The organism is Cytobacillus gottheilii, from assembly GCF_900166665.1.
Taxonomy (GTDB): Bacteria; Bacillota; Bacilli; order Bacillales; family Cytobacillaceae; genus Cytobacillus; species Cytobacillus gottheilii_A.
In genome coordinates, this window is sequence record NZ_LT800494.1 from 2,935,822 (window position 1) to 2,962,513 (window position 26,692).

At 39.9% G+C, this 26,692-nt stretch carries 26 protein-coding genes and 1 other annotated feature; all 26 genes read right to left on the reverse strand.

The window, feature by feature from the left end:
• Nucleotides 1-149: 149 nt before the first annotated feature.
• The 26 genes from B7E07_RS14435 to murD all read right to left on the reverse strand — a co-directional run bounded on the left by B7E07_RS14435 (nt 150) and on the right by murD (nt 26,692).
• Nucleotides 150-1,448, reverse strand: a complete 1,299-nt coding sequence (locus B7E07_RS14435; protein WP_066446800.1) for a solute carrier family 23 protein — start codon at nt 1,446-1,448, stop codon at nt 150-152.
• A 153-nt stretch (nt 1,449-1,601) separates the two neighbouring features.
• Nucleotides 1,602-2,150: a bifunctional pyr operon transcriptional regulator/uracil phosphoribosyltransferase PyrR gene (pyrR, locus tag B7E07_RS14440; protein WP_080846516.1), complete on the reverse strand. Its 549-nt coding sequence runs from the start codon at nt 2,148-2,150 to the stop codon at nt 1,602-1,604.
• A gap of 196 nt (nt 2,151-2,346) precedes the next feature.
• Nucleotides 2,347-3,258 (reverse strand): RluA family pseudouridine synthase, encoded by a 912-nt coding sequence (locus tag B7E07_RS14445; RefSeq protein ID WP_080846517.1) that lies wholly within the window; start codon nt 3,256-3,258, stop codon nt 2,347-2,349.
• A complete protein-coding gene (gene lspA, locus B7E07_RS14450) occupies nt 3,230-3,724 on the reverse strand; it encodes a signal peptidase II (protein ID WP_080846518.1) in 495 nt (164 codons plus the stop codon). The genes B7E07_RS14445 and lspA overlap by 29 nt, the downstream gene beginning before the upstream one ends.
• Nucleotides 3,725-3,800: 76 nt before the next feature.
• Nucleotides 3,801-4,085: a hypothetical protein gene (locus tag B7E07_RS14455; protein ID WP_080846519.1), complete on the reverse strand. Its 285-nt coding sequence runs from the start codon at nt 4,083-4,085 to the stop codon at nt 3,801-3,803.
• 869 nt (nt 4,086-4,954) lie between these two features.
• Nucleotides 4,955-7,726, reverse strand: a complete 2,772-nt coding sequence (gene ileS, locus B7E07_RS14465) for an isoleucine--tRNA ligase (RefSeq protein ID WP_080846521.1) — start codon at nt 7,724-7,726, stop codon at nt 4,955-4,957.
• 89 nt (nt 7,727-7,815) lie between these two features.
• Nucleotides 7,816-8,074, reverse strand: a binding site (T-box leader).
• 46 nt (nt 8,075-8,120) lie between these two features.
• Nucleotides 8,121-8,636 (reverse strand): DivIVA domain-containing protein, encoded by a 516-nt coding sequence (locus tag B7E07_RS14470; RefSeq protein ID WP_080846522.1) that lies wholly within the window; start codon nt 8,634-8,636, stop codon nt 8,121-8,123.
• A gap of 89 nt (nt 8,637-8,725) precedes the next feature.
• Nucleotides 8,726-9,499 carry a YlmH family RNA-binding protein gene (locus B7E07_RS14475; protein ID WP_080846523.1) on the reverse strand — a complete coding sequence of 258 codons (774 nt, stop codon included), beginning with the start codon at nt 9,497-9,499 and terminating at the stop codon, nt 8,726-8,728.
• Nucleotides 9,500-9,774: 275 nt separating this feature from the next.
• Nucleotides 9,775-10,041 (reverse strand): YggT family protein, encoded by a 267-nt coding sequence (locus B7E07_RS14480; protein ID WP_080846524.1) that lies wholly within the window; start codon nt 10,039-10,041, stop codon nt 9,775-9,777.
• 5 nt (nt 10,042-10,046) lie between these two features.
• Entirely contained in the window at nt 10,047-10,496 is a 450-nt protein-coding gene (locus tag B7E07_RS14485) for a cell division protein SepF (protein ID WP_066446819.1), read from the reverse strand.
• A gap of 21 nt (nt 10,497-10,517) precedes the next feature.
• Nucleotides 10,518-11,189: a YggS family pyridoxal phosphate-dependent enzyme gene (locus B7E07_RS14490; RefSeq protein WP_080846525.1), complete on the reverse strand. Its 672-nt coding sequence runs from the start codon at nt 11,187-11,189 to the stop codon at nt 10,518-10,520.
• A gap of 10 nt (nt 11,190-11,199) precedes the next feature.
• Entirely contained in the window at nt 11,200-12,018 is an 819-nt protein-coding gene (gene pgeF / locus B7E07_RS14495) for a peptidoglycan editing factor PgeF (RefSeq protein ID WP_080846526.1), read from the reverse strand.
• 64 nt (nt 12,019-12,082) lie between these two features.
• Nucleotides 12,083-12,349 carry a YlmC/YmxH family sporulation protein gene (locus tag B7E07_RS14500; RefSeq protein ID WP_080846527.1) on the reverse strand — a complete coding sequence of 89 codons (267 nt, stop codon included), beginning with the start codon at nt 12,347-12,349 and terminating at the stop codon, nt 12,083-12,085.
• Nucleotides 12,350-12,594: 245 nt separating this feature from the next.
• Nucleotides 12,595-13,374, reverse strand: coding sequence for an RNA polymerase sporulation sigma factor SigG (sigG, locus tag B7E07_RS14505; protein ID WP_066446830.1), 780 nt, complete (start codon nt 13,372-13,374; stop codon nt 12,595-12,597).
• Nucleotides 13,375-13,862: 488 nt separating this feature from the next.
• Nucleotides 13,863-14,582: an RNA polymerase sporulation sigma factor SigE gene (gene sigE / locus B7E07_RS14510; protein ID WP_080846528.1), complete on the reverse strand. Its 720-nt coding sequence runs from the start codon at nt 14,580-14,582 to the stop codon at nt 13,863-13,865.
• Between the two features lie 62 nt (nt 14,583-14,644).
• Nucleotides 14,645-15,583 carry a sigma-E processing peptidase SpoIIGA gene (spoIIGA, locus tag B7E07_RS14515; RefSeq protein WP_080846529.1) on the reverse strand — a complete coding sequence of 313 codons (939 nt, stop codon included), beginning with the start codon at nt 15,581-15,583 and terminating at the stop codon, nt 14,645-14,647.
• 426 nt (nt 15,584-16,009) lie between these two features.
• On the reverse strand, nt 16,010-17,167 hold the full coding sequence (ftsZ, locus tag B7E07_RS14520; protein ID WP_080846530.1) for a cell division protein FtsZ: 1,158 nt from the start codon (nt 17,165-17,167) through the stop codon (nt 16,010-16,012).
• A gap of 54 nt (nt 17,168-17,221) precedes the next feature.
• Entirely contained in the window at nt 17,222-18,505 is a 1,284-nt protein-coding gene (gene ftsA, locus B7E07_RS14525) for a cell division protein FtsA (RefSeq protein ID WP_080846531.1), read from the reverse strand.
• 410 nt (nt 18,506-18,915) lie between these two features.
• A complete protein-coding gene (locus B7E07_RS14530; RefSeq protein ID WP_080846532.1) occupies nt 18,916-19,278 on the reverse strand; it encodes a small basic family protein in 363 nt (120 codons plus the stop codon).
• Nucleotides 19,278-20,006 carry a DUF881 domain-containing protein gene (locus B7E07_RS14535; RefSeq protein WP_176215209.1) on the reverse strand — a complete coding sequence of 243 codons (729 nt, stop codon included), beginning with the start codon at nt 20,004-20,006 and terminating at the stop codon, nt 19,278-19,280. Before B7E07_RS14535 ends, B7E07_RS14530 begins: the two co-directional genes overlap by 1 nt.
• Nucleotides 20,007-20,148: 142 nt before the next feature.
• Nucleotides 20,149-20,838: a DUF881 domain-containing protein gene (locus tag B7E07_RS14540; protein ID WP_257391459.1), complete on the reverse strand. Its 690-nt coding sequence runs from the start codon at nt 20,836-20,838 to the stop codon at nt 20,149-20,151.
• The gene (locus B7E07_RS14545; protein ID WP_080846534.1) at nt 20,828-21,616 is read right to left on the reverse strand and encodes a cell division protein FtsQ/DivIB; all 789 of its coding nucleotides are present in this window, start codon (nt 21,614-21,616) and stop codon (nt 20,828-20,830) included. Before B7E07_RS14545 ends, B7E07_RS14540 begins: the two co-directional genes overlap by 11 nt.
• 160 nt (nt 21,617-21,776) lie before the next feature.
• Nucleotides 21,777-22,685, reverse strand: a complete 909-nt coding sequence (gene murB, locus B7E07_RS14550) for a UDP-N-acetylmuramate dehydrogenase (protein WP_080846535.1) — start codon at nt 22,683-22,685, stop codon at nt 21,777-21,779.
• Between the two features lie 54 nt (nt 22,686-22,739).
• Entirely contained in the window at nt 22,740-23,843 is a 1,104-nt protein-coding gene (gene murG, locus B7E07_RS14555; RefSeq protein ID WP_080846536.1) for an undecaprenyldiphospho-muramoylpentapeptide beta-N-acetylglucosaminyltransferase, read from the reverse strand.
• Between the two features lie 304 nt (nt 23,844-24,147).
• Nucleotides 24,148-25,248: a stage V sporulation protein E gene (spoVE, locus tag B7E07_RS14560; RefSeq protein ID WP_080846537.1), complete on the reverse strand. Its 1,101-nt coding sequence runs from the start codon at nt 25,246-25,248 to the stop codon at nt 24,148-24,150.
• 91 nt (nt 25,249-25,339) lie between these two features.
• On the reverse strand, nt 25,340-26,692 hold the full coding sequence (gene murD / locus B7E07_RS14565; protein ID WP_080846538.1) for a UDP-N-acetylmuramoyl-L-alanine--D-glutamate ligase: 1,353 nt from the start codon (nt 26,690-26,692) through the stop codon (nt 25,340-25,342).

The window sequence follows — 26,692 nt, forward strand, 5'->3', positions numbered from 1 at the left end:
GTTCCTCTTGATATAAAAATAAGCACCCTGACATTTTTGGTCAGGGTGCTGAAGAGTTGAAGGTTTTAGGCATACGGGTATACTTCCCCTGATATACCTAATGTGCTTCAACACCCTTGTAAGCCTCTCTGGACTTTTCTTAAAAGGCGTTATGCCACATCATCATTGTGAGATTCGTTTTCATCTAAATCCGCCATTTTCTCTCTGCCTGGAAGGATCAGGTTTAATAACACACCGCTGATTGCTGCAAGTGCCATTCCTTCAAGTTCAAAGTTTCCAATGGCGATATGTGCTCCGCCAATTCCTATAACTAAGATGACAGATGAGATGACAAGGTTGCGGTTATTGCCAAAGTCAACTTTGCTGTCAACTAGCAGTCTTAAACCAGATGAAGCGATAATTCCGAACAGCAGAATCGATACGCCTCCCATTACTGGAGAAGGAATGGATGAAATTAATGCAGTTATTTTTCCAATGAAGCCGAATAGGATTGCGAATACCGCTGCTCCAGCCAAAACATATACGCTGTAAACCTTTGTAATCGCCAGCACACCAATGTTTTCTCCATACGTCGTTTTCGGCGGTCCGCCAATTAGAGCGGAAATCATTGTAGCTGTTCCGTCTCCTAAAATGGAGCGGTGTAAGCCAGGATCTTTAATATAGTTCTTGCCTACAACCTTACCAAGGACAAGCTGATGTCCGATATGCTCTGAAATTGTCACAATTGCTACTGGAGCCATCAGGAATATTAATGTCGAAGTAATGCTGATATCATAATGCACAATCGGGAAAATAAAATCTGGCATTTCAATCCATGCTGCTTCTCTTACTCCTGTGAAGTCAACAATGCCGATTATCACTGAGTATAGATATCCGACGATGATTCCTAAAAGGATGGATACCATTCCAAACATGCCTTTGCCGAAGATTGAAAACAAAATTGTTGCTGCAAGTGTTACAATCGCTGCTGAGAAGTGAAGCAGACTGTATTCTCCTGATGCAGGGTTATTCATGGCCATGCCAACTGCTGTACCTGCTAGAGCCAAACCAATTACGATAATCACCGGACCAACAACAACTGGCGGTAAAATATTCATAATCCAGCGGAAGCCTGCTTTTTTAATGATTAAAGCCACTATGCCGTATACGAGACCAGCTATGAAGGATCCGATCATCGCTGCGCCAGGTCCGCCAATCTCATGAGCCGTGGTTAAAGGAATGATGAAGGCGAAAGACGAGCCAAGATAGGCTGGTACTTGAAACTTAGTGATTAAGAGGAAAGCAAGCGTCCCTATACCGCTTGAAATAAGGGCCATTGCTGGGCTTAAGTCAACTAAAATGGGTACAAGTACGGTTGCACCAAACATGGCGAATAAGTGCTGTAAGCTAAGTGTAAGCCATTGAAATGGTGATGGTTTATCTTTAATATCTAGAACTGGATTTCTCATAAGGCTCTCTCCCTTTACATTCATTTAAGTAAAAAACCCTCTTTGCGTTAGGCTGCAAAGAGGGTATAAGAGCACAGCAAAAGAAAGACAATTCTCTTGCCGGTTCCCCTTTGTCAGCCTCACGGGACTGCTTTTAAAAAGGGTATGAAATTTTTAATGATTGTTTTCGTATATGCTGACTTGATCACTTTCGTCGACTTCTTTTAGTTCGACGACAATTTTCTCCAAGCTCGATGTCGGGATATTCTTGCCAACAAAGTCAGCTCTGATCGGCAGCTCGCGATGACCGCGGTCAACTAGCACTGCCAGCTGAATGGAAGATGGTCTGCCTAGGTCAATTAGTGCATCTAATGCAGCTCTCACTGTTCTGCCTGTGTATAAAACATCGTCTATAAGAATAACCTTTTGATCTTTTATATCAATTGGGATACTTGAGCCTTTTATAAGCGGCTCTTCGTTTGGTGTCTTTTTTGTTAAGTCATCTCGATATAACGTGATATCTAGTTCACCAACTGTAATTTTTGCGCCTTCGATTTCTTCTATTCTTTTAGCCAGCCGGTTAGCTAAGTAAATTCCTCGAGTTTTAATCCCGATTAATATGCAGCCTTCGATTCCTTTATTTTTCTCAATAATTTCATGAGCAATCCTCGTTAATGCTCTGCGGATCGCTTGTTCATCTAAGACAATTGCCTTCTGCGGCATTCTATTCACCTCGTCTTGTCTTATCTTTGTCCAAACAAAAAACCCTCTCACAATGCGGCGAGAGGGTAGATTTGCAGAATTCACACACACAGAAACTGAGCATGTATGGTTCTAATCCGACTCCTTCTCAGCCTCACGGGACTGTCTTAAAGGACTTATTCAACTGTGTTTATCATATAGCAGTTATCGAATTTTGTCAACGGTTATTTCTTAATGAATCAAGCAGTTCAGCATAATCAGCTGGAATTGGTGCTTCAAACTCGATATACTCACCAGTGCGGGGATGATCAAAGCCTAATACTCCTGCATGCAGAACTTGTCCATTAAAATCAATTGTTTTCCTTGGACCATATTTCGGATCGCCAGCAAGCGGGTAGCCAATATATTTCATATGAACACGAATTTGATGTGTTCTTCCTGTTTCGAGCTGACATTCCACGAGTGTGAAGTTCTCAAAACGTTCGAGTACCCGGAAATGAGTGACAGCATGCTTGCCTTCATCTACTACTGCCATACTTTGACGATCTTTAGGATCCCGTGCAATTGGGGCATCAATTGTCCCATAGTCATGGGGAATCAAACCATGCACAACCGCTTTGTATTTACGGGTAACCGTTTTTTCAACAAGCTGATTGACAAGACTTTCATGAGCCATGTCATTTTTAGCAACCATCAAAAGACCAGAAGTATCTTTATCAATTCGGTGGACAATACCCGGTCGCATTACACCATTAATACCAGAAAGGTCTGTACAATGCGCCATTAATCCATTTACAAGCGTTCCCGTTTGGTGTCCCGCTGCCGGATGTACAACCATCCCTTTTGGTTTATTCACGACAAGAACATCCGAATCTTCAAAATAAATTTCCAAATCCATTGGCTCTGCTTCAATATCAAGCTCTTCAGGATCAGGTAAAGAAATTTCAATTTGATCGTTCAGACTGCATTTATAGTTCGTTTTTATGGTTTTCCCGTTAACAAGCACCAAATTCTCTTTAATCCACTGCTGTACTTGTGTTCGGGACCATTCTTCATTTACACTTGAAAGAACCTTATCAATTCTTTCTCCTACTTGTTCCTCAAGAACGATGTGTTCCACTTTTTCCATCTTTTTTCTCCTTCTTAGCTGCTATTTCCTCTAAGATCATTTGCAGCATTAACATTCCAACACCAATACATAATGCGGCATCAGCTACATTAAAAATAGGGAAATCATAAGAAAAGATATACGTATTAATAAAGTCTACAACTTCCTGATGTAAAACCCGATCAATAAAATTTCCTATCGCTCCACCAAGCATTAATGCTAAAGATACACCCAACAGATGGTTTCCTTTTGCCGCTTTTTGCATGTAATAAACAATTCCAATGATGACAATAACGGTTATGATATAGAAAAACCACATTTGCCCTTCCAGTATGCCCCAAGCAGCACCAGGATTGCGATGGGATGTTATATACAGAAAATCTTCAATAATTTCAACGCTTTCACCAAGCTCAAAATTTTTGACAATCAGCCATTTTGTCAGCTGATCAAGCGCAATGACAAATACTGTAATTATGTAATAAAACACAAAGGCAACCTCCACAATTCATATCGTTACCTTAGCATTTTAGCATAAACAGTCTGAAAGCAACAGTAAGCATTCTTTAAAAGAGTGCTTTTCGGTAAAATTTCCCCAGGCTTGTGTAATCGTCTTTTGACTTGAGAGTTGGAATTTCTTTTAGCAGTTCTGTTGGCAGAAGTTCTCCCGAAAGCTCGCACATGCCATAATTGCCTTGTTCAAGTTTTCCAATTGTTCTTTCAACATCGTGCAATTCTTCAAGAAGGATAGGTTTAATTAGCGGATTACTGGTACCATTCATTAGCCTTTCTAAAAGTTCTTGTCTCGTGTTACGGAGTTCTGAATAAAGATCGTTAATGTTTGCATCCATATCTTTTCCTCCGTTCATTTTGTTTCTTATATTATTTTCCGCATGCTCGAGCATGACACGGGAAAACATTTAACATAAGGAACAACATTTGACGGAGGTGGTAATAATCAACAGATAATATGAATGCATACATTCATTAAAGTAAGGGTTAAAATGATTTCCACTTCAGAGTGCTCGCTTTCCGCGGGTGAGAGTTGAGCCTCCTCGGCGCTATAGCACCTGCGGGGTCTCAACTTTCTCACTTCTCCCGCAGGAGTCTCGCACCCTTCCGTTTCAATCAACAAGTGTAGCTGTTGACAAAATTCTTATAAAAAAATTCAGTCCATAAAATTAATAAAGATAATGTTTTTCACCTCTGTAGTTTTCAACTCAGGAATGAAAAAAAGCTGTGGACTTATCTGATTTCCCTTCCTGCCCTGCATAGGAGGAATCAGTGAAATAAGCGGAGATTTTACCCTTATTTTCAAAATTGAACTATTTTTGAGCAAAATAAGCGGAGTTTTTCCGACTATATTGAAAAAAATCACCCATTTTCATGCTTTTCGGGTAGTTAGTCGGAATTTTTCCGTCTATTTCAGCACATTTTCGGTGATTTTGTGATTTAAGCGGAATTCTTCCGTTTATTTATGAGGTTGTGTAATTCCGATGTTGCTGGAAAAAGGTAATTTTACACTATGCCTTGATTTAAGACTCGCGCTCTTGCTCAGCACCCGCCTCACAAGAAAGTGACTACTCGCAGTGTCTAAGTAAAAACATAAGTTTACAGCCAATATTTTAAACAATAAAAAAATCCGAATGATTAGAAAGTGTTATTTCCTAATCATCCGGATACAATGCAAGGCTAAGCTCCAGCCCCTGTTTAGTTAAATTTATGCTAAATGGCTATAGTTGTTTTTCACAACATCTGCACAGCGTGGGCAGAGAGTTGGGTATTCTTCGCTTTGGCCAACCTCTGGAGTGACTGTCCAGCAGCGTTCACATGTTTCACCTTCTGCTTTTGAGACCACGATAGCTGTGTTCTCAAATTTAACAGCATTTTCAGGCGCTTCTTCGTATGTGCCGGCAATTTCAAATCCGGAAACAATAAATAGCTGCGGCAGATTTTCGCTGATGGTATCAAGCAATGCTTTTACTTCATCATTTACATATAACGCAATTTTTGCTGTTAATGATTTTCCAATTACTTTTGCATTACGAGCTTCTTCTAGCGCTTTTAATACGTCGTCGCGCAGCTTCATAAATGACGTCCATTTTTTCTCCAGTACTTCTGCATTTGGAAGATCAACATATTCTGGCATGTCTGTTAACTGCACACTTTCTTCCTGAACATTTGGAATAAAGCCCCACACTTCATCAGCTGTGTGCGATAAAATTGGCGCAGTAAGCTTCGTTAAAGCAATTAAGCTTTCATAAAGTACCGTTTGAATCGCACGGCGGTCCTCATGATCTTTTGCCTCAATGTACAGAACATCTTTAGCAAAATCAAGATAGAATGCACTTAGATCTAACGTACAGAAATTATTGATGCTATGGTAGATGGAAGCAAATTCATAGCGATCATAAGCAGCTACTGAATGTTTAATCAGCTTATTCAGCTTCACAAGCATAAACTGATCTACTTCACGCAGGTTTTCATATGCTACTTTATCTTTTGCCGGATCAAAATCAGCTAGATTTCCAAGTAAGAAGCGGAACGTATTACGGATTTTCCGATATACTTCTGCCACTTGCTTAAGAATAGGATCAGAAACGCGAACATCTGCCTGATAGTCAACTGATGCTACCCATAAACGCAAGATGTCAGCACCTAACTGATTCATTACTTTAGCAGGCACAACAACATTTCCTACAGACTTACTCATCTTTCTGCCTTCTCCATCCAGTACAAACCCATGGCTTAATACACCTTTATATGGTGCTTTGCCTGTTACAGCAACAGCCGTTGATAATGAAGAGTTAAACCAGCCGCGATATTGGTCAGATCCTTCTAAATAAAGGTCTGCTGGTCTTTGCAGGTCTTCTCTTTCAAGCAGAACCGCCTGATGGGAAGAGCCCGAGTCAAACCAAACATCCATAATATCTGTTTCTTTCGTAAATTGCCCATTCGGACTTCCTGGATGTGTAAATCCTTCCGGAAGCAGTTCTTTTGCTTCTTTCTCGAACCAAATATTTGAGCCATGCTCTCTAAATAATGCTGATACATGGTCAATGGTTTCGTCTGTAATGATCTCTTCGCCATTTTCCGCATAAAAGACTGGAATTGGCACACCCCATGCACGCTGACGGGAAATACACCAATCACCTCGGTCGCGGACCATGTTATACAAACGAGTTTCTCCCCAAGCTGGAACAAACTGAGTATCATTAATCGCTTGAAGCAATTCACTTCTAAAATCTTTAATCGATGCAAACCATTGTGCTGTTGCACGGAAAATAACTGGCTTTTTCGTTCTCCAATCATGCGGATAGGAGTGAGTAATGAAGGAGATCTTCAGTAACGCGCCAGCTTCCTGCAGTTTCTCAGTAATTGGCTTGTTGGCCTGATCATAAAATAAGCCTTCAAAACCTGGTGCTTCATCTGTCATATTTCCTTTATCATCAACTGGACATAATACTTCAAGGCCATACTTGCTGCCGACATAAAAGTCGTCTTCCCCATGTCCTGGTGCTGTATGAACACAGCCCGTTCCAGCATCAGTCGTAACGTGTTCACCAAGCATTACGAGTGAATCACGGCCGTATAAAGGATGCTCCGCTAAGATGTTTTCCATCTCCGCGCCTTTAAATGTTTTAACAACCTTATGCTGTTCCCATTCAAGCTCACTTGCAACAGCTGAAAGAAGGTCTTCTGCAATAACAAACTTCTCTTCATTTGCTTCCACAACAATATAATTTAATGTTGGATGCACTGAGATCCCTAAGTTTGCTGGAATCGTCCATGGCGTTGTTGTCCAGATGATGATTTTCGTATCAGCATCAAGAACATTTTTGCCATCCTTTACAGGGAAAGCCACATAAATGGACGGAGAACGCTTATCTTTATATTCAATTTCTGCTTCAGCAAGTGCAGATTCTGAGGAAGGAGACCAATAAACTGGCTTTTTGCCTTTATAAATATAGCCTTTTTTCGCCATATCCCCAAAAACTTTAATTTGCTGCGCTTCGTATGCTGGTTTTAGTGTGATATATGGATTTTCCCAATCACCTCTAACACCCAGTCGTTTAAATTGCTCACGCTGGCTGTCGATTTGCTCATACGCATATTCTTCACAAAGCTTACGGAATTCAGCAACCGTCATTTCCTTACGTTTTACACCTTTGTTTGTAAGCGCCTGTTCAATTGGAAGGCCATGTGTATCCCAGCCTGGCACATATGGTGCATGAAACCCGTTCATTGATTTAAATCGAACAATAAAATCTTTTAGGATTTTATTTAAGGCGTGACCAATATGAATATCTCCGTTTGCATATGGAGGTCCATCGTGAAGAACAAACATTGGACGATCTTTTGTCCGCTCCTGGACCTTTTCATAAATGCTCATGTCTGACCATTTATCCTGTACTTCTGGTTCGCGTTTTGGCAAGTTGCCGCGCATCGGAAATTCTGTTTGTGGCATTAATAGTGTATCTTTGAATTCCATTCCTGTTTCCTCCTGTCATCTCTATCGACCATCATAACCTTTTTTTCGGGTAAAAATCCGCTGAAACGCAAAAAAACCTTTTCATCCCATAAAGGGACGAGAAGGTTTTAATTCCCGCGGTACCACCCTTGTAGACAGAGAAACAGCCTCTATCCGCTCAATTAGCATTCATAACGCGAATGAACCGTCCCGCCTAGCAGCTAAAAGCGTTCAGCAAGGAACTCAAGGGTGATTTTCTAAGTCTCAGCTTATACCAGGATCCCACCTCTTCCCGGCTCTCTGCAAGCGTCCTTTATGTCCGCTTCTATAAACATTTGAGAAATATACTGTCCCTCTCAACGATTTAACATTGATGATTTTGTGATAAAATTATATGCGAAAACTTCTTATTTCGTCAAGCGTATGAATCTTCTTCTTCAGCATTTTTCAATTCAGTCGCATCAAGCTTGTATTCTAACAAATGATCCCAGTCATCGTTATTAAGCATATCAAGCTGTGCTTCAATCAGCATTTTAAAACGAGTGCGGAATACCTTCGACTGTTTTTTTAATTCCTCTATATCAATAGCTATTTTTCTTGCTTTAGAAAGAGATTCATTGACAATGCGATCAGCATTTTTTTCAGCTTCCTTAATAATCAGCTTTGCTTCCTTTTGAGCATTTCGCTTAACTTCCTCAGCAGCTTCCTGTGCAACAACGATTGATTTGTTTAATGTCGTCTCAATGGTGTTGAAATGGCCGATTCGCTCATTTAAATCATTTAGTTTTTCTTCAAGTTCTTTTTTCTCACGGATAATTAATTCATAATCTTTAATGACATTGTCAAGAAATTCATTCACTTCATCCTCATCATATCCGCGGAATCCTTTACTGAACTCTTTATTATGAATATCTAACGGTGTTAATGGCACTGTTGCCACCTCCCAAATCAATTGTTCTTTTTATGTACTCGATAACCAATTATTCGACATACTTTCGCAAATTCCTGCAAGATCTAAAATTATTTTTGCTTACCTGCTACAATCCGCCACTTATCTTTTTTTGTTTTCCCTTCAATCTCCATCATTTTAGCACGTCCAAATCCCCTCGCAGATATCATATCGCCTTCTCTGCATTCAAAAGAAGGGTTTTCAACCACAGCCCAATTAACTTTTACTAGTTTAGAATGAATATAGGTTTGCGATTTTTGGCGTGATATATTAAAAATAGCTGCCAGCACCGCATCTAGTCTTAATGAGCTGCATGTGAGGTGGGATTCTTGCCATTGTTCCTCAGATTCTAAAGCCTCTGTTAAGGGGATTTGTTTTAAGTTTATGCTCGCCCGTCCAATTGATTCGAGCTGGAGGGTGATATAAGGCTCAATTTCTTTCGACACAATTAGCTGAACACTTTCCTGCTGAATGAGAATATCCCCAAATTTACTTCTTTTCAGGCCAAGTGACATGAGGCTGCCTAAAACCTGAGGATGCTCGATTGTAACAAACTTCTTTGCATATTCTACCGCAAATAAGCTGATTTGAAAATCCTCTTCTTCAATTTGATAATAATCAGGGTATATAAATGCCCGCTTTCTTTCTGCGCCATCATAGCCGCCAAAAAAGGCGTATTTAATTTCACCAGTTTCTCCAATGATTGATTTAACAATTTGCTGTTCGCGCGGATCTAGAAAATCTGTCAGCTTTCCGGCGTATGTACTTTCGACTTGGTCTCTCCAATTCAGCACCTGATCAATAAATTCTTTCTCTTCTGGTCTGAAGTGTTGATAAATACTCATGATAAAACTCCTTATTATAAAAGGCTGTTTTCGCAGACTTTGCTGCTTTTACATTAATGTACAACGATTTCCACTTCAGAGTACTCGCTTTCCGCAGGGCGGGTGCTGAGCCTCCTCGTTCCACAGTAGTCTCGCACTCTTTTGTTTCAATTAAACAAACATATTACTAAAATGCTCCTTTAAAAAGGGATTATTAAAACAACAATCGCTCAGAAAAAAGCCTTATAAATAAAAATGGACATACAAAGTAAAAAAGGACTTGAAGAAGCCCTATTTTACAATACAATCCATCTATATAATTGATCTAATCCGCTTACTGCAAATCGAAGAACAAAAATAGCAACAAGAGGTGAAATATCAAGCATGCCAATAGGAGGGATAAATCTTCTGAACGGCTCTAAATATGGTTCACATATTCTCGCTAAAAACTGTCCAATTGCAGATTCTTTTGCATTCGGAAACCATGACATTAAGATATAAATAATTAATGCCCATGAATAAAGACCAATCACATTTTGTAAAATTCCAAACAAAAAGCTCATTCCAACTACCACCTCGTATTATCGAATTCTTGCTCTTGCATGAGTTGCGAAATCGTTCCAGACACTTCTACATTGTCTGGTGTACACAGAAAAATATCATTTCCTACTTTTTGAATGTCTCCGCCGATTGCATAGACGGTGCCACTGAGGAAATCAATGATTCTTTTAGCCTGATCTCTTTCAATTCGCTGCAGATTCACTACAACAGCTCTTCTATTTTTTAATTGATCTGCTATGTCCTGTGCCTCCGCATAAACGCGGGGTTCCACCAATACTACCTTTGATGATTTTTGGACACTTTGCAGACTGACTACATTTTGCTTTTGGACAGACTGCTGCTTTTGCTGCGAAGGCTGTTTAGCCGGTGCTGCTTCCTCTTCGAGCATATCCTCTTCTCTATCATCATATTCATCATCTAAAAAGAAAAATGTCTTAAATTTAGATTTGATGCTCATATTCTCCTAAACCTCCTTACCTTATTGGCCCACTAGAGCTGTTCCAATTCTAATCATTGTCGCGCCTTCTTCAATGGCAATCGTATAATCATTGGACATTCCCATCGACAATTCTGTGCATGGTGCAAAAGGTTCTTCCATTGCCTGAATATCCTGCTGAAGCCCTTTCAGTTTTCTGAAGCAGCTGCGCAATAGATTTTCATCGTCGGTTAATGGCGCCATTGTCATGAGTCCAGCAACCCGAATATTTGTATATGGCTTTAATGAAGAGATAAAGCTTTTAACCTCTTCAATTGGCAAGCCATGCTTAGATTCTTCTCCGGAAACATTCACTTGAACAAGACAGTTTACTGGATCAATTGCTCGTTTTTGTATTTCAGCTGCCAGCGACAGTCTGTCCAGCGAGTGAATATATGCTGCTTTATCAATAATATTCTTAACTTTTTTTGATTGCAGTGAACCTATAAAGTGCCAAGTAGGCTTGTCCTCTAATACCTCCCATTTTGCAAGGAGGCCATCATCACGGTTTTCGCCTAAATCTTTAATTCCAGCATCAAATGCTTCCTGAGCACGTTCTATAGAAACATATTTTGTCACAGCAATGATTTTCACTTCGTCCTGATTGCGGCCGGAGCGCTGGCAGGCTGCATCTATCTTTTGCTGAATTTCCTTTAAATTATCTTCTACCTTCATTGTACTGCTCTTACTCCTCCTTCCAGCCCATAAAACTGATCATTCTTCCTGTCTTTCCGCCATCTCTGCGGTGAGAGTAAAACAAATCAGCATTACAGCTGGTGCAATAATTCGAAATGACCAAATTCTTTTCTGCAATTCCGCTTTGAATCATAATTTGCCTGTTTAACTGTTTTAAGTCTAATTGATATTGACCTTCTGAGATTTCTTTATACGGTGCTGGCACATCATCATTTTTCCACCGATCTGCAGCTTTTACCACCCTGTCATCTACGACGTAGCAATGCTTACAAATGGATGGTCCAATGACTGCTTCCACTTCACTAGCTGCAATTCCTTCACTATTAAAAGCGGCAATCATTTTTTCCGCGATGCCATGCACAGTTCCTTTCCAGCCAGCATGAGCCAGACCAATCGTTTTGGTTTGACGATGCAGGAAGTATAATGGAACACAATCAGCATAACATAAGGTTAAAAGAATTCCTTGATTATTCGTATAAAATCCATCTGTTTGAGGAAAAGAGCTCTCATATTGCAGGGCTCCAAGGCCCCCATCTTTTGAGGTAACCTTTGCAACATTTACCTCATGAGTCTGATCGGCTCCAATCCAGTCAGACAGAGAAAAATCCAATTTACCAGCAAGATGCTCGCGATTTTTCAGCACAGCCTGCTGGTCGTCTGAAACATGAAACCCCATATTCAATCCTGTAAAATCCCCATCGCTGAAGCCGCCATTTTTGGTCGAAAAGCCAGCGGCAAGCTGAGGAAAATCGGACACCCAATGATTAATTGTTAAATACTCTTTTGTTTGCTTAGTAAATGGTTCCATCAATTATCCTCATTTTTTCTCTAGTTTACCATAAGGATGGCTTTGTTTACAGTTTTATGTTGCTTTATCCTTCATCTTCTGTAAAACTGTACTCTTCTGATTTATAACGGACGAGAATCACATCTTCTCCAATTTTAATGATATTTTTCCACGGGATAATAATATCTTCATCTTTTCCAAAAAAACCAAGCATTCTTCCGCTACCGCCTACAATCACAGCTTCAATTTTACCGCTGTTTAAATTAATATCAATATCGCCAATATTCCCCAGTCTTTTCCCATCTGAAACGTTAACAACATCTTTCATTTGAAAATCGGAAATTTTAATCATCCAGGTCAGCTCCCGCTTTTATTCTTACTTTACTATATGATGAATGGATAGAAATTCATGTTAGGAAAAAAAGAAAACGAGGGGGAAGTTAGGAAAATAAGCAAGTAGAGAAGCTTACAGACTGGCAAGCCTGCAGGGAAAACTATTATTAGTTGCACAGATTCTTAATTCGAATTAGCAACTGCGGAGAATCTCTTCACACATCATATTTCTTAAAGTGCAAAAAAGTCTGCCATGCGGCAGACTTAACTTTGAATATTTTTGTTCATTTGTTTAATGGCCGCTTTTTCTAAGCGGGATACTTGAGCTTGAGATATTCCGATTTCTTCAGCAACTTCCATTTGCGTTTTTCCTTGGAAAAATCTTTTTCTAAGTATAAGTTTTTCTCTTTCATTAAGTCTTCGCATGCCTTCCATTAGTGCTATTTCCTCAATCCATTGGATGTCCTTATTCCGCTCATCACTGAGCTGGTCCATCACAAAAATAGGGTCTCCGCCATCATTATAGATTGGCTCAAACAAGGAAACGGGATCTTGAATTGCATCGAGGGCGAATACGATATCCTCATGCGGTACATCAAGTTCCTTTGCAATTTCTTCTGCTGTTGGCTCTCTAGATGTTTTGCTCATAAGCCGCTCTCTTACCTGCAAGGCTTTATAAGCAATATCCCTTAATGAACGGGAAACGCGAATAGGGTTATTATCACGTAGATACCTTCTAATTTCCCCAATAATCATTGGAACAGCATAAGTGGAAAACTTTACGTTTTGACTTAAATCAAAATTATCAATAGATTTCATTAGGCCGATACATCCAACCTGGAACAGATCATCCACAAATTCCCCTCTGTTATTAAAACGCTGGATGACACTTAATACAAGCCGTAAATTGCCATTTACGAGTTTTTCCCGGGCCGTTATATCTCCCTCATGCATTTGCTTGAAGAGTTCTCTCATTTCTTCGTTTTTTAATACTGGAAGTTTTGATGTGTCTACACCGCAAATCTCTACTTTATTTCGAGTCAATTCTTTCCCTCCTCACAGGAGTTGCTGTACAAAAAACAGTATCTCCTTGAGAAGGAAAAATATGCATGATGAAATAGAGCTCAAAAATTCAGAATTGACAGAGGTTGCTGCAGTAGGATTTAGACAAAAAAAAATTTGGATTTAATGTCTAGCTCGAGCGCCTTCCGCTTTTCCTGCTGTCCAGCTACAGGCGCTAGGGACTCGAGGTCTTAAGCCAATCTGTCAAGAAGGTTAAAGTGCAACCTTCTAGCCATCTTGGCTTATGCTTGGGGCCCACAGGATGTGGGTTGTGCAGTCGTTGCCACAGGACGTGGCGGTTTTAGACTGCGTTCCTTAACATGGGCGAGCGCCTTCCACTTTTCCTGCTGTCTAGCTACAGGCGCTAGGGACTCGAGGTCTTAAGCCAATCCATTCAAAAGGTCAAAGTACGACCTTTTGAATGGCTCGTCTTAAGCTTGTCGTCCCTGGGCGAGCGCCTTCCACTTTTCCTATACCATTTTATTAAATTCTTTTTTTAGTCTTTTTATGATTCTTTTTTCTAGTCTGGAGATATAGGATTGCGAGATGCCTAGAAGGTCTGCTACATCCTTTTGGGTCATTTCATCGCCAGGTCCAAGGCCAAATCTTAGCTCCATTATTTGTTTTTCTCGGTCAGTCAGCTGATGAAGGGCATTCAGCAGCAGCTTTTTATCAACGTTTGCTTCTAAATCTTTCGTAATAATATCGTCGTCCGTGCCTAAAACATCGGAAAGCAATAACTCATTACCGTCCCAATCAATATTCAGCGGCTCATCAAAAGAAACTTCTGACCGGATCTTATTATTTCTTCTTAAGTACATAAGGATCTCGTTTTCAATACAACGGGAAGCATAGGTAGCTAATTTAATTTTCTTTTCGGGATTAAAGGTATTAACTGCTTTAATCAATCCGATCGTCCCAATGCTAATCAAGTCTTCAATATTGATTCCTGTGTTTTCAAACTTTCTCGCTATATAAACGACCAGTCTTAAATTCCGTTCAATTAAAATGGATCGAGCTGCCTTATCTCCTTTTGGCAGCTTAATGAGTAAATGTTCCTCTTCCTCTTTACTTAACGGGGGCGGTAATGCTTCACTTCCGCCTATGTAGTATACTTCATCAGATTTGATGCCCAGCTTAATCAGCAATTTATACCAGTAATAGGATAATCGAAGTTTTAATTTTTTCATGATTTGTCCTCCTTCTAAATTGTGTTTTTCTGAGTATAGTAATATTAAGCCTTTTACCTGCGTTATCCTGCTCGTATCTCTGCAGATACTTGTTTAGCACTGGCCATCATCTTAGGGTGAACAATGCATTGAAAGGCATTGTCACTTGAAAGCTCCTGCATGGTAAACGATATTAAACCCCGATTTACTTCCAGCACTTCCTCTGTTTTTATTAATTTGATGCATTCAGGTTTAATGGCAATAATGAGCTGATGATCCTGTCCAACTACCTTATAGGGGATAATTCTAATTTTATGTTCCCAATCCGGTGAAACAGTATGTTGTCCAAGGACGAGCTTTTCTGGATCTTCTGCCATAGCTTGAATTTCATCAGGAAAATCTGTCTCTTTTCCTTTTATGGAGATAAACATGACAGGCATTTTTGAAATAGGATCGTATAGCTGGTTTCCGCTATCGATCAGGCCTTTAAAAGCATATATTTTACCGTTCAGCTTTACTTCCACATCAATTAATGAGTCATATTGAATTTTCACCATTTCAAACGTCTCGATGTTTTTCCTGGAAAAATGCCAGGCCAGCGGAAAACCAATCATAACGAAAAGCCAGCTAATCGGATCTCCAAACCCTTTAACACTTCCAATCATGACTGCAGCCGACAGTTCAAAATCAAATTGAACAAAATAATGAGCACCAATTAGAACGCCGCCAATTAAAAAGGTGGTTAAATAAAAGGTCATCAGACTGCTAAAGAAAAACTTTAGTCTCTTATAGCCAAATGCCGTATAAACCATAAACACTGAGAATAATAATTTCATTAGCGGATGTCCGGCAAAGGTATGCATCGGGGTAATCGATAATAAAATAATGATTGAACCGATGAAACCACCTGTTATGAGCCTCCACCATTTCACATTACGCTTTAAAATAATGGCCGTTAAGTAAAGCAATAGTGTGTCGAACAAAAAGTTTAAAGCCCAAATGACATCAAGGTAAATCGCCAATCATATCCCCCCTAAAAGTCTGATGCGGGATCATTTGGGATGCTAAGTACAACTCAATAAGAATATAAGCTGCAATAAATGAACAAAATTCCCTGAAGTTTAAGTACTCTTTGACCACTATTAAATCTGTTACGAAAAAGTATAGCGCATCTGTTTAGATAAAGATGTCACTTCCTGTAGTGAAAACTTGAGAAATTTTCACTATAATCTTCGTTTTTTGTCAATATTTCTTTTTCGACTAGTTTTTGCTTTGGATTTTAATCCGGACTAATCTTGCAAACTTTGTTGCTTTTATAAGTAAACAGCCTAAACTAGAACCTCTTAGATAGATTTATCTTTAAGAGGTTCTCGTTTAGGCGTTAGAGTCTTTTACAATAAAAAAACCTCGGGACAATTCATCCCGAGGGTGGTATTCAATCTTTTTGTTTATCTTCTGCGATTGCGGTTGCGTAAGAATGTTGGTATATCTAGTGTATCTTCAGCATTATTTGTAGAAGTCGTGCGCACTGGCTCCTGCTGAGGCTCCTCACGCTTCGGCTGCTCGCGTTTCACCGCACCTGCTCCAGTTCCTGCGCCCATTGCTGGTTTTTGCTGGCCAAATGATGGTCTGCTTGGTTTAGGCTGAGCAGCCTCTTCATTAAATCCAGTAGCAATAACTGTTACAACAATTTCGTCCTTAAGATTTTCATTAATAACAGAACCGAAAATCATGTTTACATCGTGATCCGATGCAGAGGCAACAATATCTGCTGCTTCTTGAACCTCATATAAACTAAGGTTTGAGCCGCCTGTAATATTCATAAGAACACCTTGCGCTCCGTCAATTGAAGTTTCTAGTAATGGAGAAGAAATCGCTTTTTTAGCAGCTTCAGTTGCACGGTTATCACCTGATGCAATCCCAATCCCCATTGATGCAGAACCTTTATTGGACATAATGGTTTTTACGTCAGCAAAGTCAAGGTTGATTAATCCAGGAACAGCGATGAGTTCAGAAATACCTTGAACCCCTTGGCGAAGCACATTATCTGCTTCACGGAAAGCTTCAAGCATTGGAGTGCTTTTATCCACAATTTCTAAAAGACGGTCATTTGGAATGACAATTAATGTATCCACAGCTTCTTTCATAGAAGCGATGCCGCCTGCTGCTTGTGTTGATCTTTTTCTTCCTTCGAATGTGAAAGGTCTTGTCACAACACCAACTGTTAAAGCTCCTAAATCTCTAGCGATCTGAGCAATAACTGGTGCAGCTCCTGTACCTGTTCCGCCGCCCATTCCAGCAGTAACGAACACCATGTCGGCACCTCTAAGTGCCTCTTCAAGCTGTTCTTTGCTTTCTTCCGCAGCTTTTTTACCTACTTCAGGGTTAGCTCCAGCTCCTAGACCTCTAGTAAGCTTTCCGCCAATCTGCATCTTCACTTCAGCTTTTGATAGATTTAATGCTTGCGCATCTGTATTTACGGCTATAAAGTCAACACCTTGAACACCATGTTCAATCATCCGGTTAACCGCATTGTTACCGCCGCCGCCAACGCCGATTACTTTTATCGTTGCTAATGAGTCTAAATTTGTATCAAATTCTAACATGACAAATCCTCCTAAATCGATATCCTAGCGAACACTATTTCGCTTGCTAAAAGCCTATTCGAAAAAGTATCCGAAGAACTTTTTTACTCTCGATGTAATTTTTTCTTCCGGCTGCTTCTCCGGCTTTGCTTTTGGTTGCGGTTGTTTTTGAACTCTTCTTTCCTTTGCTTCAGTGCTTGCGACTGGAGTGTTCATCTTCCTGCCCTGCACCTTCGCATTTTTATAGGCGAATTTTATCAATCCGACCGCGGTCGTATACTGTGGCTCTCGTACACCAATATAATCAGGTATAGCGATTCGAACGCGGTTCTGGAAAATAACCTGAGCCAATTCGAGTATACCTTGTGAATTGGCAACTCCTCCTGTCAGCACATATCCGCCAGGAAGGTCGTATGCTCCAAGACGCTTTACTTCATGTTGAATCAGGTCAAAGATTTCTTCCAATCTAGCTTCTATAATATCAGAAATTTCAAGTTGATTAAATTGCTGATGTTGATCACTGCCAATAATCGGAACACTGAATACCTCTTCTTCAGAAGCATGATCATAAAATGCATACCCGTATTTAATTTTTATTTTCTCAGCATCTTCTGTTGAAGTGCGCAAGCCAATTGAAAGGTCTTTTGTAATATGGTCTCCTCCAACCGGCAGTACACTGGTTCCTTTTAAGATCCCCTGTTCAAACAAAGTCACGGTTGTTGAGCCGCCGCCAATATCTACTAGAGCAACTCCAAGATTTTTTTCATCCTTTGATAGGGCAAAAGCTCCAGCTGCTAAGGGCTGCAGGCTAATATCGACTATTTCAAGACCGGCACGCTCTACACAGCGCAAAGTATTATGTAAAATTGTTTTAGAGCCAGTGATAATAGTTCCTTCCATTTCAAGCCTTACACCAATCATGCCGCGCGGGTCACTTATTTCATCCAAACCGTCAACAATAAACTGTTTCGGAATGACATCAATAATGTCCCGTTCTGGAGGAATGGATACAACTTGTGCTGCATCTATTACTCTTGCAACATCTTCATCTGATATTTCCCTGTTTTCACTGGATACTGCTACTACACCATGTGAGGGCTGAAGCATGACATGGTTGCCAGTGATCCCCACAATTACGCTTCTAATTTCCATGCCAATCATACGCTCGGCTTGTTCAATTGCCCGTTTTATGGAATGAACGGTTTCATCTATATCAACAATGGAGCCTTTTCTTAACCCTTCAGACTTTACATTGCCAACACCTATAATATTTAAAGAGTCATTGACCATTTCACCAATGATAACTTTTACACTGGATGTACCGATGTCAAGACTTACATATATTTCGTTGCTGTTCATTCTCTGGCACCTCCTTCTGCAATTCGTTCTATTGAACAACAAATGTATTTCTAATTTGATTTCTGCAGTGCTGTTCTTCACTTCAGGGTACTCGCTTTCCGCGGGGCGGGTGGTGAGCCTCCTCGGCGCTTTTGCACCTGCGGGGTCTCAACTTCCCACTCTTCCCGCAGGAGTCTCGTACCCTTCCGTTTCGACCAGCACAAGTTAATGTGTACTATAATTCAACTGCTTCGAATAAGCATCGAATGATAACATAATAAAAGCTATTCTAAAGTAATTTTTCATTTACTGCTATATATACTATAAATAATAAGGGATCAAGCAGACCAGCCTCTTTATTTATAATCATTTATTTACAGCATAATACTCTACTAATTCGTCAGAAGTTAGACTATTCCCTTTTTTAAAACTTAATTTTTTTCAGTTTTTTCACGGGGGATAGACCACTTGGTTAGCAGGATTCTTCTGATGACTGCTATGTTTTGAAAGAGCCTGACACCAAAGGCGAATACTGCTGCTAAGTACAAGTCTACACCAAGATGTACACCTAGGAAAGCTAAACTTGCTGCAAGGATGATATTAAAGAAAAAGCCTGATACAAAGACCTTTTCATCGTAAATATTCTGCAGCTGTGCGCGTATTCCTCCGATTAATGTATCAAGAGCTGCTAATACAGCAATAGATAGATAATTAGAATACTCGGCCGGAATTCTAATATCAGCCATCAGTCCAAAAAAGACACCTATTATAAGGCCTAACACAGGCAGCCACATTACGATTTTCCTCCTTTGTCAGGCTCTACAAGTTCCAAGTCTCGGATACGAATACTATCCTCATAAGCCGGGATGGTTATGGCAGATTCCGGTTTGGCAATCTTCACCCGCAAATTATCAATAAAAAATTCTTCAGCCGATTTTGATACTTGCATACGATTATATAGTTTTTCAGCGGCTTGTCTATTTTCTGCTATAACTTTTATTTCAATCGGAAAATCATTTAGGGAATATCCATTGATTTTTGTTTCTCCGTTTATGTCTCGGATGACCGTTGTGTTTATAACACGCTGACCCCCTATTGAAACATGAAGTGCATCATACATATTCAGTTCATTTAGTAACCTCTTCAGCAGATCAGGAGATAAAGTTGTGACCTCTGTTCCCATCAGCAGATCCTCATAAACTGGTTCTATCGTCAATATAATGCCGAAGCCTTCGATTTTACTTAAACCGGCCTCTTTCTTGAGTTCCTCAAGTGTATCGCGCAGTGCCAGCTCCCTGCTCTGCTCCCTTTCTGATTCATATTGAGAAAGAATATCCTCTTGAGAACGTATTTCCCTTAACAACTGTACTTGTATGTCCTTCTCTTTCTCAAGATCCTCCCTTAGCTGCCAAGTATCTCTCGTATCACGGACAATCGGTTCTTGTACGGTATTGAATTGCAAGGCAAGCATAAAGCCGACAATAATTGTAATAAAGGTAAAGCTCATCCACTTCTTGTCCACGGTATTTACCACCTTGCTTTCACACACCTATTTTATGTGGACATTTATTTTACGATCTGTAATCCTAAATCATTTTTCATATTGCATCATATTTATTTGTGTCCCGCTTTTAGGAGAAAGCAAATACGTTCACCAAGAAAACTTAACTTCCGTAGATCGGCTCCATCACAATTTCTTGTTTTGTTTCTAATGAGAATAATATATTATCATTCACTAAGCGATCTTTTACACCGCCGGTTAAATTTAACGCTGAAGCCATAACATCCGCATCGCCGATCGCTGAAATGACAAATGGTGCTGGATGCTGGTAGCCATCCACTTCTATAACAGGACCATTGCATAAAATATACGAATTTGCTTTCAGCCTTTGTCCATTTATCGAAATCGCTGACGCTCCTGATATATATAGCTCATTAATCACGCGAAAAACATGATGTTCATGAACGATATAATTATTAATGTTTTCTTCATTTGGATCATAATTTCCGTCAGATAGCCTGACTTCTACCCCTTGGCCTTTTACTTTCACTTTTCCAAGATACATCCGATATTTTTCAGCATCTTCTGCCATGTTAAAATAAATCTGCTCTTCTTCTGCAAAACTTTTTTCAATATCTTGGATTGTTTCTTGATTTGCATTTAAGTCTTTTTGCAATAACCGGTTCTTCTCTTCCACTTCTACAATTTGGTTACGGAGATTCAAGTCTCTTTCCCATTGCTTGGTAGAAATATCAGCTGCTTCATTTTCGCCATTTGTTAATCGAAATGAGAAGGTTAAGATAAACCCCAGTACAAGAAATACAAGCGAAAAAATAACTTGTCTACCCTTCACCTTCTGTTTCCTCGTCAACACTCTCAGCCCCTTCTTCTTCAAAAGCTTTAAAATAAGAGCCAACTTCTAAGTCAATAATCCCTTTTTGATTTGCATCAAGCTGACTTACGATTGAAGGATAATGTGCCATTTTTTCTGAGAAACTTCTGAGCGTAGCACTTACTTCAAATCCATCATTCATAAATAACTGAACATGAAATCGATCGGTTTCCTTTGGGCGATAATGGACTTCTGAAATTGAATTTTGAATTTCAACTGGCAGGTCTTCTAATTCCTGTATCATCAATTCAAGGGGTTCGCCTTCATCAAAGCCAATTAGAATCGGTGCATTTGCCGGAATTTCACCAGCTTGTCCTTTAATCGTTTTACCGTTTTCCAGTACAGGCTTATATTCTTTTCCGTTCATTATGTATGCAATTCTTTTCATTTCATCGACCGTAATGCTAACTGTTCCAGGCAGCCTGGTGGTGACTTGAACATTCTTCACCTCAGACATTTCTTTTACCTTTTTCTCAATCTCCTGCTCATCTATTTCCCATATATTCGCCGTTTGCGAAATACCACTGTTTTTAATAATCTCTTCAGTGCTGTAAATAGTATTGCCTTTCACTACTATTTCTTTCACATGACTTAACGAAGATTGAAAATAGATCACGAATACAATCAAAATAAAAAACAGGATCAGCAGAAAAATAAGTCTTCGATTTGCTTTCTTTTTCCTCTGCTCTTTCAACTTAGGTATGCGATCTTCCAGAGATACTAATTTTCCATTACTCATTCTTTTTCACCTCTCAAATAAAGCATGTCATTTATTCCAAATTGGAATTTTTATCATCAAAGAGAGGGATAACGGCACGCATATACATGCCGCTATAACTGTAAAATTCCAATACATTATTATATCACAATATATGGAATATGGGAGGAATATCCCCCTGTTACTTTCGACCTATTATTTCTACTTCTGTCTCTAAAGACACGTTGTATTCATTTTGGATTTTGTCTTTTGCATATTGAATTAAGTCCAATACATCCTGTGCTGTAGCATTTCCAGTATTGACAATAAAATTGCCGTGCATATCAGAAATTTGCGCACCGCCAATTGTATAGCCTTTTAGACCTGCCTCTTCAATAAGTCTTCCTGCAAATTGAGGCAGCGGATTTCGAAAGATGCTCCCAGCACATTTATAGTTCCATGGCTGAGTATCTTTGCGGTAATCTTTGTTTTTTTGCATTTCAGCAAAAATTTCATCCTTATTGCCTTCTTCAACTTCAAAAATCGCTTCAAGTACAATGCCAGGACGTTCTTTTTGCAATACAGATGTCCGGTAGGAAAACATCATTTCTTCATTTGTAAGCCACTGCATTTGGCCATCTTCAAATAAAATGTGAGCACTTTTTAAAATCTTAGATATATCCGAACCATGTGCACCTGCATTCATATAGACTGCTCCGCCTACAGAACCAGGTATTCCGCTTGCAAATTCAAGTCCTGAATAGCCTTTTCTGCTAATCTGGGTAGACAATGCAACAATCGAATATCCAGCTCCTACTTTTAGCTCTGAGCCTTGTAAGTCCATGTGATCGAGACCGCGTCCTAATTTAATAACAGCTCCTTCGATCCCCTTATCAGAAATAAGCAAGTTTGATCCTCTGCCAATTGCCGTCCATTTGAAATTATGTTTTTTTATAAGCTCCATGATTTGGCTTAAACCTTCAACAGAAGATGGTTCTATATAAAGATCAGCTGGTCCGCCAATTTTCATTGTTGTATGGTTTGCAAGCGGCTCATTTTCTTTGATTTTGCCTGCATTTAATGTCTGTAGCTCTCCGATAAACTCTTTCATACATACCTGCCTTTCGATTGCTGTTTTTCAATTATAGTTTATGCAGTGATTGGGCTATTTGCGCTTGGCAGCACTTAGCTCCTTCATCAGACGATAAAGCTGGTGTGCCGCATCAGGTATCCCCAGCTCTTTCGATTGCTTCTTCATCTGCTCAATTTTTTCTTCATTGATTAAAATATGATCAATCTGCTCAACCAATTTTTTTCCTGTTAAATTCTTCTCCAGCAATAATTCCGCTGCTCCGTGATCACTTAAAGCTCTTGCATTTTTTTCCTGATGATTATTGGTTACATAAGGACTTGGAATTAAGATGCTCGGAATTCCCAGCGAAGTGAGCTCGGCTAATGTCGTGGCACCAGCACGGGTTACCGCTAAATCAATGCCCGCAAGCACTTCAGGCATGTTATGAATAAAAGGCTTAATGATTACATTAGCAGGGTTTCCAACTAGCTCGACTTCCTTTTTGACATCTTCAAAGTGAGCATCACCTGTCACATATAAAAGCTGATATGGCTTCGAACCAAATTCAGCAAGTGATTTCACTACTGCTTCATTGATCGGTCTAGCCCCTCTGCTTCCGCCAAAAATAAGAACTGCAGGTGTTTTGGTGTTTAAGCCAGCTGAAAGCCTGCCCTGAATTCCATCTTGACCAAGAACTTCCGAAGCCCTGGGATTTCCTGTGAGTATAACCTTTTTCTCAGGGAAAAAGGCTTTTGCCTCTTCAAAGCAGACGGCAACTCGGTCGACATACTTACTTAAAAATTTATTTGTTAGTCCAGGCACACTATTTTGTTCATGAATAACCGTTGGAATGCCTAGCTTAGCCGCAGCGTAAACAACCGGCCCGCATACATAGCCACCAGTGCCAATTACCACATCTGGCTTAAATTCCTTCAGCATTTGCTTGCTGTCTTTTACACCTTTTAAAAAACGCATAATTGTTTTTACATTATCCAGTGAGAGCTTTCGTTTAAAGCCAGTTATATGGATGGATTTAAAAGGGATATTCTCTCTTGGGACAATTTTGCTTTCTAAGCCTTTTTCTGTCCCTATGTATAAAAATTGCGCATCTTTATGCTCTTTTCTAATTTCTCTAATTAAGGCCAGCGCAGGATATATATGCCCTCCTGTACCGCCGCCGCTTACTGCAATTTTCATAATTTCACCTCAAAGTTAATTGTTGTCTCACATTGTTGTAGGTTCATAAAATTTGAAGGAAAGAAAAAACCATATCCTCCACTTTACCCTATTCTACTATATTTAAAACACTATGAAGAAATGGAAAACATAATGTCATGCAAATGTAATGAATCTGGAAACAGAAACGCTTTTTCTCCATCTAGATTAAATACTTAGATCCTGTTACAATCCAATTTACATAGATTCATGGTAATTGTAAAATGATTTCTGTTTTAATCCGCTTTTTTCACACAAAAAAACCCTGCAAAAGTACAGGGTCAGATCAATAACGAGCGTATCGGCTTATATTCAGCAAAACACCGATCGCCATCAGCATTAATGTTAAGGAAGAACCTCCGTAGCTCAAAAATGGCAATGTAATTCCGGTAACAGGCATTAAACCAGTAACAACGCCAACATTAATCATTACCTGAATCGCAACCATTGCAATGATGCCAACTGCAAGAAAGCTTCCGTATAAATCAGGTGCACCTAACGCGATGCGAATACCTCTCCATAATAACAAGGCAAATAATAAAATAACAAACGATCCGCCAATAAATCCAAGCTCCTCAGAAAGGATGGCAAAAATGAAATCGGTCTGCGGTTCAGGCAGGTAGAAGAACTTCTGTCTGCTTTGTCCGAGTCCTAATCCAAATAATCCTCCCGGCCCAATTGCATACAAGGATTGAATGATTTGAAAGCCGCTTCCGAGCGGGTCTTCCCATGGATCTAAAAACGAGGTGATCCGCTTCATTCGATATGGAGCAGAGAGAACAAGTGCCACAAAGCCGGCAACCCCTATTAAACCCAGCATGACAAAGTGACTAATCCGGGCACCAGCAACAAAAATCATCACTACACATGTACCCATCATCACTGTACCGGTCCCTAAGTCAGGCTGCATCATGATCATGGCGAATGCCAGAAAAGCAAGTCCAAGCGAAGGTGCAAGTCCTTTTTTAAAGGACGTGATCAGTTTCTGCCTCTCTGATAAAAACTTTGCCATAAACACAATCATAGCCAGTTTCATAAACTCAGAGGGCTGAACAGAAAATGCACCGACACCAATCCAGCTTCTGGATCCATTTCGTACATTTCCTACTCCAGGAATCAAGACAAGCACTAGCATAACAAAACAAACAATGATAATAAGCTTGGCCCATGTTCGCCATGTCCAGTAATCAACGTTCATGATAAAAAACATAGCGACAACGCCTGCGACCGCAAATAGCAATTGCCTTTTGGCAAAAAAGAAAGAGTCATCAAATTTATAATCCGCCCAAATGGCACTGGCACTGTAAACCATTGTCAGTCCAACCGCAAGCAAGGATAAAGTAATGATGATCAATATTAGGTCTGGAGTCGTTTTTTTTGTCGGCAATGCAAACACCTCTAACGGAAGTATTAGGGCTGCAGGAATGATTGCCGAAACTGCGGGTAAGAACAAATTGAAGATTCAGCAGACAAGCCCTTTACTTAAGCTTATGCACCGCATCTATAAAAATGTCTCCTCTAACCTCAAAAGTTTTATATTGATCCCAGCTTGCACAAGCTGGTGAGAGCAAAATAACATCGTTAGCTTCAGACAGATCAAAAGCGGCCGGCACAGCCTTTTCAACATTATCGACACGTTGAATCATTTTTATTCCGGCTTCCCTTGCTGCCTTTTCAATTTTTCCAGCCGTTTCTCCAAAAGTAACTAATGCCTTTACTCCTTTTAGCGACGGCACAAGCTCGTCAAATTCATTGCCGCGGTCTAACCCGCCAGCAAGCAGAATAATCGGCTCATGAAAGGCCGCTAATGCATTCTGTGTAGCAAGGATATTGGTTGCTTTCGAATCATTATAAAAACTTCTGCCGGATACTTCGCCGACGAATTGCAGACGGTGTTTAACACCTGTGAATGTATTCAATACCTGAAAAATAGCTTCATTGCTGACACCCGACAGCTTTGATGCCGCAACAGCAGACAAAATATTTTCGAGATTATGAGCTCCAGGCAGTTTAATATCCTTGATCTCCATAATCCTTTCCCCATTGAATAGAAGCCAGCCATCATTTGTATAGGCACCGTGATTAAGCTCATTGTGAGGTGAAAAAGGGATCCGTTCAGCATTTGATCCTTCACTTACAGCCACGACCTCATTTTGATCACCGTTATAAATAAAATAATCAACTGCTGTTTGATTTTTGGTAATGAGTGCTTTAGCTTTAACATACTCATTCTTCGTTCCATGATAATCTAGATGTGCATCATACAGATTTGTAAGAATAGCCGTTTTTGGTTTGAATTCATCTATGCCCATCAGCTGGAATGAAGATAACTCAATCACGATGGTATTATCATTCGTTGCAATTTGGGCAACCTCTGAAGCAACTGTTCCAATGTTTCCTGCAATAAGCGGCTTTTTCCCGCCGGCAAGCAGCATTTCATAGATAAGAGTCGTCGTCGTTGTTTTTCCATTTGTCCCTGTAATGGCGATAAATGGCGCCTCGCTGATTTGATAGGCTAGTTCAACCTCCGTTATGACAGGAATTCCTCTCGCAAATGCCCCTTCTATCATAGGATTATGATACGGAATTCCGGGGTTTTTCACGATCAGCTCAAAGCCTTCATCAAGCAAATCAATTGGATGTGAACCGCAAATAACCGTAATGCCCTGCTGCAGCAAACCTTGCGCCTCTGGATTTTCAGACAATGGCTTATAGTCATTAACCGTCACAAATGCACCAAGTTTATGTAATAGCGAAGCTGCACTGACTCCGCTCTTCGCCAAACCAAGCACTAATATTTTTTTATGAAGATAGCGATTGACCTGTTTCAC